This is a genomic window from Blastococcus carthaginiensis (genome assembly GCF_030731085.1).
Lineage (GTDB): Bacteria > Actinomycetota > Actinomycetes > Mycobacteriales > Geodermatophilaceae > Blastococcus > Blastococcus carthaginiensis.
In genome coordinates this window covers 32430-46906 of sequence record NZ_JASNFN010000010.1, presented here as the reverse complement: position 1 = coordinate 46906, position 14477 = coordinate 32430, and the positions used below count along the sequence as shown (strand labels likewise).

Sequence of the window (14477 nt, the reverse complement as noted above, 5' to 3'; positions counted from 1 at the left end):
AGGCTAACCGCAGCCCCCGACCGAACCCCGCCAACACGCCCTGGTGAGCTGATGGAACGGTCCCGGTGCAGGGCCCCACGCCGAGCCCGGTGACGTACTGGAACGGCCCCGGTGCAGGGCCCCACCCCGAGCGGAGCGAGGGGAAGGGGGGCACCGGGGTCCTTTCAGGCGTCGGCCGCGACCTGCTCCATGACCTCGTCGGGCACGTCGTAGTTGGCGTAGACGTTCTGCACGTCGTCGCAGTCCTCGAGTGCGTCGATCAGCCGGAAGACCTTGGCCGCGCCCTCGGCGTCGAGCTCCACCTGGACGCTGGGCTGGAAGCCGGCCTCGGCGGAGTCGTAGTCGATGCCCGCGTCCTGCAGGGCGGTGCGGACGGCGACCAGGTCGGTGGGCTCGCAGAGCACCTCGAGGGTGTCGCCGAGGTCGCGCACCTCCTCGGCGCCGGCGTCCAGCACCGCCATGAGCACGCTGTCCTCGTCGACCTCGTCGGACGTCGGGACCACGACCACGCCCTTGCGGGAGAAGAGGTAGGAGACCGAGCCGGGGTCGGCCATCGACCCGCCGTTGCGCGTCATGGCGGTGCGGACCTCCATGGCGGAGCGGTTCTTGTTGTCGGTGAGGCACTCGATGAGCACCGCGACGCCGCCGCTGGCGTAGCCCTCGTAGGTGATGCCCTGGTAGTCGACGCCGCCGGCCTCGAGGCCGGCGCCGCGCTTGACCGCGCGGTCGATGTTGTCGTTGGGCACCGAGCTCTTCTTGGCCTTCTGGATGGCGTCGTAGAGCGTCGGGTTGCCGGCGGGGTCACCGCCGCCGGTGCGGGCCGCGACCTCGATGTTCTTGATCAGCTTGGCGAAGAGCTTGCCGCGCTTGGCGTCGATCCCGGCCTTCTTGTGCTTGGTCGTCGCCCACTTGGAGTGGCCGCTCACGGCTCTCCCCTCTCTGCGTCGGCCAGGTGACGGCGCACGATGTCGACGAACAGCGCGTGCACCCGGCGATCCCCGGTCAGCTCGGGGTGGAAGCTGGTGGCCACCACGTCCCCCTGGCGGACCGCGACGATCCTACCGTCGGCCGGTCCGCCGACGACCCGGCCGAGGACCTGCACCCCCGGCCCGGCCTCCTCCACCCACGGCGCGCGGATGAACACGGCGTGCACCGGCCCACCGGCCAGCCCGTCGAGCTCGACCCGGGTCTCGAAGGAGTCCACCTGGCGGCCGAAGGCGTTGCGGCGGACCGTCACGTCCAGCCCGCCGACGGTCTCCTGGCCCGGCGGCGCGTCCAGCAGCCGGTCGGCGAGCAGGATCATCCCGGCGCAGCTGCCGTAGGCGGGCAGCCCGGCGCCGACGGCGTCCCGCAGCGGCTGCAGCAGGCCCCACCGCGCGGCCAGCTTCGCCATGGTGGTCGACTCCCCGCCGGGGAGGACGATCCCGTGGAGGTCGGCGAGCTCCTCGGGGCGGCGCACCGGCCGGGCGTCGGCGCCCTCGGCGTGCAGCACGGCGAGGTGCTCGCGGACGTCGCCCTGGAGGGCCAGCACCCCGACGACGGGGCGGGTGGGGCCGGTGGACACGGCCGCCCACGCTACGGCGTGGCTCAGATCGCCGGCGCCGACGGGGTGAGCCCGGCCGCGCGGCTCGACGTCCAGGTGAGCAGCGACTCCAGCGGCCCGCGGCCGACGGTGCGCCGCCACCCCCACGCACCGGCCAGCGCGGCGGCGGCGAACCACACCCACAGGACGGGGCCCTGCACCCGGCCGGGCATGACCTCCATCAGCACCCGGATGGCCACGAGGTGGGTGGCGTAGACGGTGAGCGCCAGCGCTCCCACGGCGGCCACCGGGGCGGTCAGCCGCGGCAGCCGCTCGGTGAGCACCAGGCAGCCGACCACGACGAGGACGGCGAACCCGGTCGAGCCGAGGACCTCGAAGGTGGTCCCGCTGTGCGCCTCGGCGCCGGTCAGCCAGTCGACGTCGAAGATCCCCGGGACGGCGAAGCCGGTCTCCGGGCCCGCGGAGGGCATGCCGCCGGTCAGGAGCTCCGTGCTCACCCAGCCCCCGCCGTAGCCGAGGACCGCGGCCGCCGCCCCCGCCGCGGCCAGCCGCAGACGCACCGCACCGGAGGCCAGGTCCAGCCGGCCTACCGCGAGGCCCACCAGCACGAAGGCGATCCAGAGCAGCGCCGGGTAGTAGCCGGTGACCAGCAGCGAGGCGAGCAGCCCCTGCGCCGACCCCGCCGTGGTGAGCGCCTGGCCGGCGATCACGAGCAGCGGCGGGACGACGACGGCGACGACGCCCGCGGTCACGAGCAGCCGGCGCACCGGCCACCGCAGGAACGGCAGCACGAGCAGGAACAGCACCCCGTACACGCCCAGGATGACCGCGACGAAGGTGCCCAGCGCCTCCAGGACCAGCCCGAAGGCGAAGACCCACAACGCGCGGACGACGATCCGCACCCGCACCCGGCCGAGCTCCGACCCCTCGGGCGGCCGGTCGCGTCCGGAGAGGAGCGCCACCGAGATGCCGGCCAGGGTGGCGAACAGGATCGACGAGCGGCCGTCGACCACCGCGGTCCACGTCCGCGGGTCCGGGTGCAGCTCGCCGCCCACGCGCAGGTGGGCGGCGAACATGCCGAGCACGGCGAGCCCGCGCGCGACGTCCAGCCCGCCGATGCGTCGCCGGACGTCCACGTTCACCAGCCGCGGGTGGCGTACCGCTCGCTCTCCGGGAGCGTCGCGACGTTGATCCCCACCATCGGCTCCCCCAGCCCGCGCGAGACCTTGGCGATGACGTCGGGGTCGTCGTGGAAGGTGGTGGCCTGCACGATGGCGGCCGCGCGCTGCGCCGGGTCGCCCGACTTGAAGATGCCCGAGCCGACGAACACGCCCTCGGCGCCGAGCTGCATCATCATCGCGGCGTCGGCGGGGGTGGCGATGCCGCCGGCGGTGAAGAGCACCACGGGGAGCTTCCCCAGCCGCGCCACCTCGGCGACCATGTCGTGCGGGGCCCGCAGCTCCTTGGCCGCGACGAAGAGCTCGGTCTCGTCCAGGTTCGCCAGCCGGCGGATGCCGGCGCGCAGGGCCCGCATGTGGCGGGTCGCCTCGACGACGTTGCCGGTGCCCGCCTCACCCTTGGAGCGGATCATCGCCGCCCCCTCGGAGATGCGCCGCAGCGCCTCGCCGAGGTCGGTGGCGCCGCAGACGAAGGGCACGGTGAACGCGTGCTTGTCGATGTGGTGCGCCTCGTCCGCGGGCGTGAGCACCTCGGACTCGTCGATGTAGTCGACGCCCAGGGACTGGAGCACCTGCGCCTCGACGAAGTGCCCGATGCGGGCCTTGGCCATCACCGGGACGGAGACCGCGTCGATGATCCCCTGCACCATGTCGGGGTCGCTCATCCGCGCGATCCCGCCCTGGGCGCGGATGTCGGCCGGCACCCGCTCCAGCGCCATGACGGCGACCGCGCCGGCGTCCTCGGCGATCCTGGCCTGCTCCGGGGTGACGACGTCCATGATGACGCCGCCCTTGAGCTGCTCGGCCATGCCGCGCTTCACGCGCTCGGTCCCGGTCCCGTCGTCCGTCCGGTCGAGGTGCCCTGCCACTGTTGTCCGCCTTCGCTAGCCCAGCTGAGTTGCGAGCAACCTTACGGCCGTCAGGACGCGAGGCGGCCGGCGACGTCGGCACCCGCCCCCACGTCGCCCAGCCGGTCGTCGTCGCCCAGCCGGTCGTCGATGTCGAAGTAGCGGGGCAGCGGGCGCCTGCGGTGCAGCCCCGCCCAGCGGGAGGCGCGACGGCCGCGGAGCTCCCGGGTGTCGCGGACGGCGTCGTTGTAGAAGCGGCGGGCCAGGGTGACCCGCGTCTGCGTGCCCGCCAGCTCGGTGCGCAGCGCGGCCGGGACGCCGGGCAGGTCCGGCGGCAGCTCCCGCAGCTCGTGGCCCAGCGCGTTCTCCGCCAGCTCCCGGTCCCCCGTGTCCCGGGCGGCCCGCGCCCCGGCGGCACCGCTGGCCAGCCGGGAGCGGACGTCGTCGCCGAGCGCGGCGGGGTGGTGCCGGGCCAGCTCCTCGGCCAGGCCGGCACGGCGCTGCAGCTGGGCGTCCAGCGCGGCCCAGGCCCGGTCCACGCGTGCGGCCAGCCGGCGCAGCCGGGTGAGCGTCCACCCGGTCCAGACCACCAGGAGCAGGAGCACTCCGGCGGCGAGCAGCAACCAGGCCTCGGGCGTCACGGTCCCCGAGGCTAGCGGCGCGGGCGCCGGATGCGGGGACGTCCGGCCGCGGTGCCCGTCAGCGGCACCCCGGGGAACTCGTGCTCGGGCGAGGCGGTCACCACGCCGCCGCCGGGCGGGAGCACGGTCTCGTAGACGGCGAGGATGCGACGGGCGAGCAGCTGCCAGTCGTACGTCGCGGCCGCCCGGGATCCGCGCGCGGCCAGCTCGGCGCGCCGGCCGGGGTCGGCGAGCAGGTCCGACAGCGCCCGCCCGAGGGCCGCGGGGTCGTCCCGGCGCACCACCACGCCTGCCGCGCCGTCGTCGAGCACCCGGACGAAGGCGTCCAGGTCGCTGGCGACGACCGGCGCCCCGGCGGCCATCGCCTCGATCAGGATCACGCCGAAGGACTCGCCGAGCAGGTTGGGCGCGCAGTAGACGTCGACGCTGCGCAGCAGCGCCGCCTTGTCCGCCTCCGACACCTCACCCAGCAGCGTCACGTGGGGCCGGAGGTCGGTGCCGACCATCGACCACAGCTGGTCGGCGTCACCGCGGCCGGCGATGAGCAGGCGTGCGTCCGGGTGCGCCCGGACGACGGTGCGCATGGCCTGGAGCAGCACCGGCAGGCCCTTGCGCGGCTCGTCGAAGCGCCCCACGAAGCCGACCGTCGGCGGGCCGTCGCCGCGCGGACGCCCGGTCAGCGTGGGCCCTTGGGCGAAGAACCCGACGTGCACGCCGTTGGGGATGATCACCGCGTCCCCGCCCAGATGCTCCACCTGCACCCGGCGGGCGAAGTCCGAGACGGCGATCCGCCCGGCGATGCGCTCCAGCCAGGGACGGACCATCGGCCCGAGGACGGCCAGCACCTTCGACCGGGTGGTGGCCGTGTGGAACGTCGCCACGATCGGCCCCCGGGCGATCATGCACACCAGCAGGGACACCGACGGCGACGACGGCTCGTGCACGTGGACGACGTCGAAGCGGCCCTCGCGCAGCCAGCGGCGCACCCGCGCGGCCGACACCGGCCCGAACTGCAGGCCGGCCATCGAGCCGTTGTACGGGACCGGGACGGTGCGCCCGGCGAAGGTGAGGGAGGGATCGGTGACCGACTCCTCGTGCTGCGCGGGGGTCAGCACCTCGACGTGGTGGCCCATGTCGCGCAGCGTCCCGGCGAGGTCGCGCACGTGGTACTGGACGCCGCCGGGGACGTCCCACCGGTAGGGGCAGACCAGGCCGATGCGCATCAGGCCGCCGCCTCCGAGCGGGGCGGGTCGGGCGGGACATCGGGCCAGATCCGGCCGAGCACGTGCCAGTCCTCGGGGCGCTCGGCGATGCCGGCGGCGAAGACGTCGGCGACCTGCTGCATCGCCGTCCCCACCCGGTCGGCCAGCCGGCCGGGGCCGCGCACCGGAACCTCCGGGTGCACGCACATCCGCCACCCGCCTCCGGCGAACTGGCAGACGGCCGGGATCAGCGCCGCGCCCGTGCGCTCGGCGAGCAGCGCCGCGCCGCCCGGCATGGTGGCCGCCCGACCGAAGAACGTCACCGGGACCCCGCCGGCCCCGAGGTTGCGGTCGACCAGCAGGCAGGCGACGCCGCCGTCGGCGAGCCACCCGCGCAGCACCTCCGAGCTGGGGCGCTCCCCGCCGGTGAGCGGCACCACCCGGAAGCCCAGCGACTCGCGGTAGTCGAGGAAGCGGCGGTAGAGCGACTCGGGGTGCAGCCGCTCGGCGACGGTCATGAACGGCCCGTCCAGCCAGCCGGTGAACCAGGCGCCGGCGGCGTCCCAGTTGCCGCTGTGCGGCAGGGCCACGACCACCCCGCGCCCCTCGGCGCGCGCGCGGGCGATGTGCTCGATCCCGGGGACGTCGCTGTCGCGGCGGATCCGTTCCGCGGTCAGCGTCGGCAGCCGGAAGGCCTCCTGCCAGTAGCGGGCGTAGGAGCGCATCGCGCGGCGGGTGAGCTCGGCGAGATCCGGTTCGGTCAGCCGCCCGCCGGTGACCACGCGCAGGTTGGCCCGCAACTGGCGCACGCCTCTTCCGTCACGGCCGGCGGCCCACTCCCCCGCCCGGTCGAACAGCGCCCGCGCGGCCGGCTCCGGCAGCGTGCGCACCGCCCGCCAGCCGGCCGCGTACCCGGCGTCGGACAGCCGGCCGGCGAGCCGCTCCCGGGCACCGCTCACGACGCGATCCGCCGGCCGTCGGCGGCGCGCTTCACCGCCAGGACGCGCTGGGCCACGGTCACCGCGCTGCCGGCCAGCAGCACCCAGAGCGCCACGTGCACGGCGTACGGGATGCCCAGCCCGGTGAACCCGGTGCCGGTCAGCACGAGGATCAGCCGCTCGGTCCGCTCGACGACCCCGACGTCGCACGTCAGGCCCATGCCCTCGGCCCGCGCCTTGATGTAGGAGGTGAGCACGCCGAGCACGAGGCAGAGCAGGGCGAGCAGCACCAGCAGCCGGTTGTCGCCGCTGCCGGAGAACCACCAGACCAGTGCACCGAAGATGGCGGCGTCGGCCGCGCGGTCGCCGGTGGAGTCCAGCACCGCACCGAACACCGAGCCGCCGCCGCGCAGGCGGGCGAGCGCGCCGTCGAGCATGTCCAGCAGGACGAACACCGTGACGGTGAACGCGCCCCAGAAGAGGTGCCCGGTGGCGATGAGCCCGGCGGCCCCGGCGATCGCGCCGACCGTGCCGGTGATGGTCACCACGTCGGGGGTGACTCCCACGCGGGCCAGCCGGACCGCCAGCGGGTTGACCACCTTGGCCACCACGGGCCGGGCGTTGACGCCGAGCACTCAGGCCTCCGGTACCGGGACGGCGTGGTCGGCCCACGCACCGGCGAGCAGTGCCCGGGTCTCCCCCAGCACCTGCGGGAGCACGCGGGTGAGCCCGACCACCGGCATGAAGTTGGTGTCCCCGCCCCAGCGCGGCACGGCGTGCTGGTGCAGGTGGTCGGCGATGCCCGCCCCGGCCACGGCCCCCTGGTTCATGCCGATGTTGAACCCGTGGGCCCCGGTCACCGCGCGCACCACCCGCATCGCCGTCTGGGTGAAGGCGCCGAGCTCGGCGACCTCCTCGGGCGTGAGGTCGGTGTAGTCGGGCACGTGCCGGTAGGGCACGAGCATCAGGTGGCCGGCGTTGTACGGGTAGAGGTTGAGCACGGCGAACACCGACGAGCCGCGCGCCACCACCAGCCCCTCCTCGTCGCCGAGCGTGGGGATCACGCAGAACGGGCAGTCGTGCGCCCCGGTGGGCTTGCCCTCGCCCCTGATGTAGGCCATCCGGTAGGGCGTCCACAGGTGCTCGAACACCGTCGCCGGGCCGCCGTCGTCGGAGGAGACCGGCACCCGGTAAGGGGCGTTGTCCTCGCTCATCCGGGGACCGCCCCGGTCTCCGCCGTCGGGTCGGCGTTGCTGCGGGCCGCGATCCAGCCGGCGATCCGCTCGACGGCGGCGTCCACCGCCACGCCGTTGTCCTGGCTGCCGTCGCGGAACCGGAAGGAGACCGCGCCGGCCTCGGCGTCGGTGGCGCCGACGATGAGGACGAACGGGATCTTCTGCTTGCTCGCCGTCCGGATCTTCTTCTGCATCCGGTCGTCGGAGTCGTCGATCTCCACGCGGATGCCGCGGGCGCGCAGCTTCAGGGCGACGTCGGTCAGGTAGGGCACCTGCTCGTCGGTGACCGGGATGCCGACCACCTGCACCGGGGCCAGCCAGGCCGGGAACGCGCCGGCGTAGTGCTCGGTGAGCACGCCGAAGAACCGCTCGATCGACCCGAACTTGGCCGAGTGGATCATCACCGGCTGCTGCCGGGAGCCGTCGCCGGTCGTGTACTCCAGGCCGAACCGGGCCGGCTGGTTGAAGTCGTACTGGATGGTCGACATCTGCCAGGTGCGGCCGATGGCGTCCCGGGCCTGGACGGAGATCTTCGGCCCGTAGTAGGCCGCCCCGCCCGGATCCGGCACCAGTTCCAGGCCGGTCTCCTTCGCCGCCTCCTCGAGGACGGCCGTGGCGACCGTCCACTCCGCGTCGGACCCGATGAACTTGTCGGAGTCGTCGCGCGTGGAGAGCTCCAGGTAGTAGTCGTCGAGGCCGAAGTCGCGCAGCAGACCGAGCACGAAGTGCAGCAGGTGCCGGATCTCCCCCGGGGCCTGCTCGGGGGTCACGTAGCTGTGCGAGTCGTCCTGGGCGAAGCCGCGCACCCGGGTCAGGCCGTGCACCACGCCGGACTGCTCGTACCGGTAGACCGACCCGAACTCGAACAGCCGCAGGGGCAGCTCGCGGTAGGACCGCCCGCGCGACCGGAAGATCAGGTTGTGCATGGGGCAGTTCATGGCCTTGAGGTAGTACTTCGCGTTGTCCAGGTCCATGCCCGGGAACATGGTCTCCTCGTAGTACGGGAGGTGACCGGAGGTCTCGAACAGCCCGCTCTTGCTGATGTGCGGGGTACCGACGTAGTCGAAGCCCTCCTCCAGGTGCCGGCGCCGGACGTAGTCCTCCATCTCCCGCTTGATCACCCCGCCCTTGGGGTGGAAGACGGGGAGGCCGGAGCCGATCTCGTCGGGGAAGCTGAACAGGTCCAGCTCGGCGCCGAGCCGCCGGTGGTCGCGCCGCTCGGCCTCGGCCAGGTGCTCCAGGTAGGCCTTGTGCGCCTCCTTGCTCTCCCAGGCGGTGCCGTAGACGCGCTGGAGCTGGGGGTTCTTCTCGCTGCCCCGCCAGTAGGCGGCGGCCGACCGGGTGAGGCTGAAGGCCGGGATGCCGCTCGTGCGCGGCAGGTGCGGGCCGCGGCACAGGTCGGTCCAGACCCGCTCGCCGGTGCGGGCGTCGAGGTTGTCGTACATGGTCAGCTGCGCGCCGCCGACCTCGACGGAGGCGCCATCATCCGAGGACGCAGCCTCGCCGCCCTTGAGCCCGATCAGCTCCAGCTTGTAGGGCTCGTGCGCCAGCTCGGCCTGGGCGTCGGCGTCGCTGATCTCGCGGCGGGTGAACCGCTGCCCGGCCCGGACGATCTCGGTCATCTTCTTCTCGAGGGCGGTGAGGTCCTCGGGGGTGAAGGGCCGCTCGGGGTCGAAGTCGTAGTAGAAGCCGTTCTCGACCGGCGGGCCGATGCCCAGCCGGGTGCCCGGGAACAGCTCCTGGACCGCCTGGGCGAGCACGTGGGCGGCCGAGTGGCGGATGACCGCCCGGCCGTCAGCGCTGGACGCCGCCACGGCCTCCACCTCGGCGTCGGCGTCCGGCGCCCAGGCGAGGTCCCTGAGGTCACCGGTGGCCACCTCGCGGACGACGACCGCACCGTCGGCGCCCTTCAGCGGGATCCCGGCCGCCTTGAGCGCGTCCTGCGCCGTCGTCCCGGCCGGCACCCGGATCGGTCCGACGGCGGTGGGCGAGGGCTGGGTGGACACGAGCATGCTCCAGGGATCGAGGCGGCGGGCGTCGCGCGACGCCCGTTCTGCGGCCCCGAGCCTAGTGCGCGCCGGGCTCAGTCCCGGACGACCTCCAGCCCGGCCGCCACCGCGCCGCGCCGGTCGAGGACGTCGAAGATCCGCGCGGAGCTCACCGGGTCGGCCGGCACCACCTGCACGCCGGCGCCGAACTCGATGCGCAGGGGCACCGCCTCGGCCGCCGAGACGGTGAACCGGCCGCCGGCCCCGCGGGTGAAGGTGAACCGCGCGGCCACCGAGTCCTCGGTCGCGTACCCCCGGGTGGCGTGCTCGGCGACGTGGTTGCCCAGGCCGTAGGCGACCCACTCGCCGTCGATGCGCTCGAAGGGCTGCACCACGTGCGCGTGGTGCCCCAGCACGAGGTCGACGTCGGGCGAGGCCAGCAGGGCGCGCGCCGCGGCCTCCTGGGCCGCCGTCGGGTCGTGGTCGTACTCCTGGCAGCAGTGCAGGCTCGCGACGACGACCTCGGCACCGGCGGCCCGCGCCCGGGCCGCCCCCGCCAGCATCCCGGTGACGTCGGGCACGGCGACGAGGTCGACCGACCACTCCCGCCCGGCCGGCAGCGGCACCCCGTTGAGGCTGAACGTCGCGGCGACGTGGCCGACCCGCACGCCGTCCACGTCGACGACCGTCGGCTGCGCGCTCTCCGCCTCGCTGCGGTACGTGCCGGTGACCGCGATGCCGGCGTCCTCCAGGGCGTCGACGGTGCGGGTGAGCCCGTCGAAGCCGGCGTCCAGCGAGTGGTTGGACGCCGTCGAGCACACGTCGTACCCCGCGCCCGCGAGCGCGTCGACGATCTCGGGCTGGACGCTGAAACCCGGGTAGCCGCGGTAGGGACCACCCTCGGGCGCCACCGGCGTCTCCAGGTGGCAGATCGCCAGGTCGGCCCCGCCGATGATCCCGGAGACCGGGGCGAACACCCCGCTGAAGTCGTACGAACCGTCGGGCCGCGATGCCCCGGAGGTCAGCGCCCGCCCCTGGTGCACCAGCACGTCACCGGTGGCCACCAGCGTGAAGCTCTCCGGCTCCGCGGGCGGCTCGGCAGCCGGGGCCGTGGCCGCCGGGGCGGGCTCGCCCGCCGGTCCTGGGCTCTCCGGCCCGCTCCCGCAGCCGGTCAGCAGCAGCACGGCCGCCCCCGCGGCCCACCAGCGACGCACGGTCGACGACGCTAGAGCAGGACGGGGTCGCCGACGGCGATCTCGCCGGGCTGCCGCACCTCGGCGTACACGCCCAGGCAGTGTTTCGGCGTCCGGACGACGGCCAGCCGCGCGGTGCCGATGCGCAGCTCCCGGCCCACCCAGGTCCGCTCGTCGTCGTCGGGCAGGTCCAGCAGCACGTTGGCGCGCGGGTCCTCGGCCGAGCAGCCCTCGGGGACGTCGCCCGCCGCGGCCCGGTCGATCGCCTGCCGGGAGACCAGGTGCACGGGCGCGGCATCGGCCGCGGAGCCGCCCGGCGCCGGCTCGATCCGCACCGGCCGGCCCAGCGCGCCGGCGACCGCTCCGGCGTCGGCACCCGGGTCGCCGGTCGGCGTGAGCGCCGCCAGGCCGGGGGCGTGCTTGCCGCGCACGACCTCCCCGCTCGCCGCGTCGACGACCGTCCAGGCGCGGTCACCCTCCGGTCCCGCCGGGTGCAGGTGGACCCGCTCGCGGGCCGTGCCGCCGAGGGACTTGACGGGGTAGACCCAGATCCGCGCCACGCGCCCGCTCGTCGTCACGGCACCGACCCTAGGCCGCAGGGCGGGACCGGCGCAGGCGGCGCAGCTGGGCGTCCAGGTAGGGGCGGGCCCGCCGCTGCCCACCGGTGCGGGCGATCGCCGCGGCGAGGTCGTCCAGGGCACGCGCCAACCGCTCCGCGTCGGCCGGCCACCCCCGCCGGCGGCACTCCTCGAGCCACTCGACCGGGCTGCGGTGCCCCCGCTCCCCGTTGCACCGCCGGCACGCCGCCACCTCGTTCGCCAGCCACGAGGGCCCGCCCTTGACGCGGGGCACGACATGCTCGGTCGTGGGGCGGACCAGCGGGGAGAAGGTGCGCCCGCACCACACGCAGGTGGGCCCGTCGCGGTCCAGGACCAGCTGGAGCCGGGTCGCGCGGTCGGGCTGGGCGGTCATCACGGCCATGGTCCCGCGATCCGCCTGCCGGCGCCGCAAGGGCGGGACGGGCGGGAACGACGGAGGGCCAGGTTCCCCCGTCTCCGGGTTTCCCTGGCCCTGCGCGCCGGTGGGCGATACTGGGTTCGAACCAGTGACCTCTTCGGTGTGAACGAAGCGCTCTACCACTGAGCCAATCGCCCGTTGCGCATCCGATTGTGCCAGACGCTCACCGCCAGAGCGGCACCCACCCCGGCACCCAGTCGGGCACCCCCATGAGGTGCAGCGAGACGACGAGGATGCCGTACACGAACGCGGCGGTCGCCAGCCCGATGAGCAGCCGCACCCACACCCGCTGGGCGCCGACCCACTCGGTCCAGCGGGTGACGTGGCGCTTGGTGAACTCCAGCGTCCGCTCGGCCCAGGTGAACTCCGTGGCGAGGATGAACAGGCCGGCGAGCACTGTGAGCCAGCCCGGGCCGGGCAGCGGGATGGTGAGCAGACCCATGGCGACGACCAGGCTGCCGACGATGCCGACGCCTACCCGGTAGCCGTGGTTGAGGCCGCGGCGCGCCGCCAGCCCCCTGCGCCAGCGGGCCTCGGCGATCCGCTCACGGAGGCTGTGCACCTCGTCGTCGTCGTACCGCGCCCGCCGCTCGCCCGGGGTCTCCGGCTGCTGGCGCCCTGCCGCCACGGGTGCCGACGTCGTCTCTCGCGCGCTCAGCTGGTCACCTGCCCGGTCGCGACTACCTCCGTCGGTGCCGACGGAGCCTGCCGACCGGGCTCGATGCTGATGCCGTATCCGGGGAAGGCGTCGAGACCGGTCTCCCCGGAGCCTACGGCTCGGACCTCGATCTGCGAACGCTCGACGTCGAACGCGCCGAGCGCCACGGGGTCGCCCGCGCCGAGCCCCCACAGGACGTAGGTCGAGGACGACGTGTCGTTGCGCGCCAGCCCGTCGGTGACCACCTGGACCGCCTCGTCCCGGACCACCACGGTCGCCACCTGCCGCTCATCGGCGGTCAGCGGTGCGATCGTGGCCCGCCCCGGGCGCAGCAGCTCGGCCACCGCCTGCTCCTGGGCGGCGAGGGTGGAGCGCAGGTCGTCGCGGGCGCGGTCGAGCGCGGCGACCCACACGCCCAGCCCGACGACGGCGGCGACCGCCGCAGCGACCAGCGCGCGCGGCAGCAGCGTCCGCCGCGCCGGTGCCGGGTGCGGCACCGGACGCGCCTCCTCGCGGGAGGGAGCGGGAGCCGGCGGCGCGGGGGCTGCCCGCGGCGGCAGCTGCTCGGTGGCCTCGACGGCGGCCCGGAGGCGGTCCCGAAGCTGGGGTGACGGCTCGGCGGCCGGCAGGTCGTGCGCCATGGCCGCCATGACCTCCGACGTCTCGGCCACGGTGCGGGCGCAGCGCTCGCAGGTGGGCAGGTGCCGCGCGAAGCGGGCGTCGTCCTCGGGTTCGAGGGCGTGCAGGGCCCAGCCGACCGCGAGCTCGTCGTACGCGTGCTCGCCGCTCATCGCGTCGTCCCGTCCACCGGCGAGCCGCCCTCCAGCGCGCTGCCGCCCGGCGGGCCGCCCAGCCCACCGAGTTCCGACCTCAGCCTGCGCATGCCGGCCAGCATCCTCGTCTTCACCGTGCCGAGCGGCGTCCCCGTCAGCGCGGCCACCTCCCGCTGCGTGTAGCCCCCGTAGTACGCCAGCGTCAGCGCCTCCTTCTGGGCCGCGGGGAGCTCACCCAGCGCGGAGCGCACCTGCTGGGAGACCACGCGGGACCAGGCGTCGTCCTCGACGTCGCGGGCGGCCACCGGGCCCTCGAGCACCGCCTGGTCCTCGGCCCGGTTCTGCCGCCGGCGCTGGGACTCCTCGCGGCGCACGGCGTCGACCGCCTTGTGGTGCACGACGGCCAGCAGCCAGGAGGAGAAGCTCCCCCGCGCCCGGTCGTAGGCGTCGGGATCGCGCCAGACGCCGAGGAACACGTCCTGCAGCACGTCCTCGGCCAGGCCGTCGTCGGCCAGGATCCGCCGGGCCAGCGCGAAGGCCGGCCGGCGGAAGCGCTCGTACAGCTCGTCGACGGCGGTCCGGTCCCCGGCACGGATGCGCCGGAGGATCTCGACGTCGCCGACGCCGTCCTCCGGCCGGAGGACCGGTCGGCTCACGGCTCCCATGGTCACACGGGGCATTCGGAAGGACGCGTCCAGATGGTTCAGAACCCCCGTCCGTGACGCATGATGCTGGAGTGACTCGACGACACGAAGCACGTCACTTCTGCCAACCGCGGTCGTTGGAACTGTCATGACGAGCCGATGGACTCCCGGCCACATCTCGCCCATCACTCTTCACCTGGTCGGCCCGCGGTCGTGGACCGAGGTCCCGGCCCTGCTGTGCTACGACCCCACCGACCCCTATGCCGTGCGCATCGCCTTCGGTGACGCCGACGACCAGGACGGCGGGGCCGGCGGCGAGGAGGGCATCGCTTGGCTGGTGAGCCGGGAACTGCTCCAGGCCGGGCTCGAGCACCCGGTGGGCGACGGCGACGTCCGCATCTGGCCGGCTCGCGCGACGGCCGACCTGCTGTACCTGCACCTGCGCGCCCCGTCGGGCGAGGCGCTCTTCGAGCTCTCCCGCGCGACGGTCGCGGCCTTCCTGCGGCACACCGAGGCCCTGGTGCCCCCCGGCTCGGAGGGTGAGCTGCTGCAGCTGGACCAGGAGCTCGACGCCCTGCTGTCCAACGGCGGACCCGACTCGCCGGGGCGCTGACCTGCG

17 protein-coding genes and 1 tRNA gene are annotated in these 14477 nt (G+C 74.7%); 1 reads left to right on the top strand and 17 read right to left on the bottom strand.

Annotated features, from left to right (window positions below):
- Positions 1-164: 164 nt before the first annotated feature.
- The 17 genes from QOZ88_RS09775 to QOZ88_RS09695 all read right to left on the bottom strand — a co-directional run bounded on the left by QOZ88_RS09775 (position 165) and on the right by QOZ88_RS09695 (position 13879).
- The gene (locus QOZ88_RS09775) at positions 165-926 is read right to left on the bottom strand and encodes a YebC/PmpR family DNA-binding transcriptional regulator (RefSeq protein ID WP_305999587.1); all 762 of its coding nucleotides are present in this window, start codon (positions 924-926) and stop codon (positions 165-167) included.
- Positions 923-1564: a pyridoxal 5'-phosphate synthase glutaminase subunit PdxT gene (gene pdxT / locus QOZ88_RS09770; protein WP_305999586.1), complete on the bottom strand. Its 642-nt coding sequence runs from the start codon at positions 1562-1564 to the stop codon at positions 923-925. The genes QOZ88_RS09775 and pdxT overlap by 4 nt, the downstream gene beginning before the upstream one ends.
- A gap of 23 nt (positions 1565-1587) precedes the next feature.
- Entirely contained in the window at positions 1588-2685 is a 1098-nt protein-coding gene (locus QOZ88_RS09765) for a heparan-alpha-glucosaminide N-acetyltransferase domain-containing protein (protein ID WP_305999585.1), read from the bottom strand.
- Complete coding sequence (pdxS, locus tag QOZ88_RS09760) at positions 2682-3590, bottom strand: pyridoxal 5'-phosphate synthase lyase subunit PdxS (protein ID WP_305999584.1); 909 nt, start codon at positions 3588-3590, stop codon at positions 2682-2684. The genes QOZ88_RS09765 and pdxS overlap by 4 nt, the downstream gene beginning before the upstream one ends.
- A 50-nt stretch (positions 3591-3640) precedes the next feature.
- A complete protein-coding gene (locus QOZ88_RS09755) occupies positions 3641-4210 on the bottom strand; it encodes a LemA family protein (RefSeq protein WP_305999583.1) in 570 nt (189 codons plus the stop codon).
- Positions 4211-4221: 11 nt separating this feature from the next.
- Complete coding sequence (locus QOZ88_RS09750) at positions 4222-5433, bottom strand: glycosyltransferase family 4 protein (protein WP_305999582.1); 1212 nt, start codon at positions 5431-5433, stop codon at positions 4222-4224.
- Entirely contained in the window at positions 5433-6371 is a 939-nt protein-coding gene (locus QOZ88_RS09745; protein WP_305999581.1) for a phosphatidylinositol mannoside acyltransferase, read from the bottom strand. The genes QOZ88_RS09750 and QOZ88_RS09745 overlap by 1 nt, the downstream gene beginning before the upstream one ends.
- Positions 6368-6985, bottom strand: a complete 618-nt coding sequence (gene pgsA / locus QOZ88_RS09740; protein ID WP_305999580.1) for a phosphatidylinositol phosphate synthase — start codon at positions 6983-6985, stop codon at positions 6368-6370. Before pgsA ends, QOZ88_RS09745 begins: the two co-directional genes overlap by 4 nt.
- Positions 6986-7564, bottom strand: a complete 579-nt coding sequence (locus QOZ88_RS09735; protein WP_305999579.1) for an HIT family protein — start codon at positions 7562-7564, stop codon at positions 6986-6988.
- A complete protein-coding gene (gene thrS / locus QOZ88_RS09730) occupies positions 7561-9591 on the bottom strand; it encodes a threonine--tRNA ligase (protein ID WP_305999578.1) in 2031 nt (676 codons plus the stop codon). Before thrS ends, QOZ88_RS09735 begins: the two co-directional genes overlap by 4 nt.
- A 77-nt stretch (positions 9592-9668) precedes the next feature.
- Positions 9669-10787 carry a CapA family protein gene (locus QOZ88_RS09725; protein ID WP_305999577.1) on the bottom strand — a complete coding sequence of 373 codons (1119 nt, stop codon included), beginning with the start codon at positions 10785-10787 and terminating at the stop codon, positions 9669-9671.
- Between the two features lie 11 nt (positions 10788-10798).
- Positions 10799-11344, bottom strand: coding sequence for an MOSC N-terminal beta barrel domain-containing protein (locus tag QOZ88_RS09720; protein WP_305999576.1), 546 nt, complete (start codon positions 11342-11344; stop codon positions 10799-10801).
- Positions 11345-11354: 10 nt separating this feature from the next.
- A complete protein-coding gene (locus QOZ88_RS09715; RefSeq protein WP_305999575.1) occupies positions 11355-11738 on the bottom strand; it encodes an HNH endonuclease in 384 nt (127 codons plus the stop codon).
- A gap of 110 nt (positions 11739-11848) precedes the next feature.
- A tRNA-Val gene (locus tag QOZ88_RS09710) sits at positions 11849-11920 on the bottom strand.
- 26 nt (positions 11921-11946) lie between these two features.
- Positions 11947-12411 (bottom strand): TIGR02611 family protein, encoded by a 465-nt coding sequence (locus QOZ88_RS09705; RefSeq protein ID WP_305999574.1) that lies wholly within the window; start codon positions 12409-12411, stop codon positions 11947-11949.
- A gap of 26 nt (positions 12412-12437) precedes the next feature.
- Positions 12438-13232 carry an anti-sigma factor gene (locus tag QOZ88_RS09700; protein WP_305999573.1) on the bottom strand — a complete coding sequence of 265 codons (795 nt, stop codon included), beginning with the start codon at positions 13230-13232 and terminating at the stop codon, positions 12438-12440.
- Positions 13229-13879, bottom strand: coding sequence for a sigma-70 family RNA polymerase sigma factor (locus QOZ88_RS09695; RefSeq protein WP_305999737.1), 651 nt, complete (start codon positions 13877-13879; stop codon positions 13229-13231). Before QOZ88_RS09695 ends, QOZ88_RS09700 begins: the two co-directional genes overlap by 4 nt.
- 127 nt (positions 13880-14006) lie before the next feature.
- Between QOZ88_RS09695 and QOZ88_RS09690 the strand changes: the two genes are divergently transcribed.
- The gene (locus tag QOZ88_RS09690) at positions 14007-14471 is read left to right on the top strand and encodes an SsgA family sporulation/cell division regulator (RefSeq protein ID WP_305999572.1); all 465 of its coding nucleotides are present in this window, start codon (positions 14007-14009) and stop codon (positions 14469-14471) included.
- Positions 14472-14477: the final 6 nt, after the last annotated feature.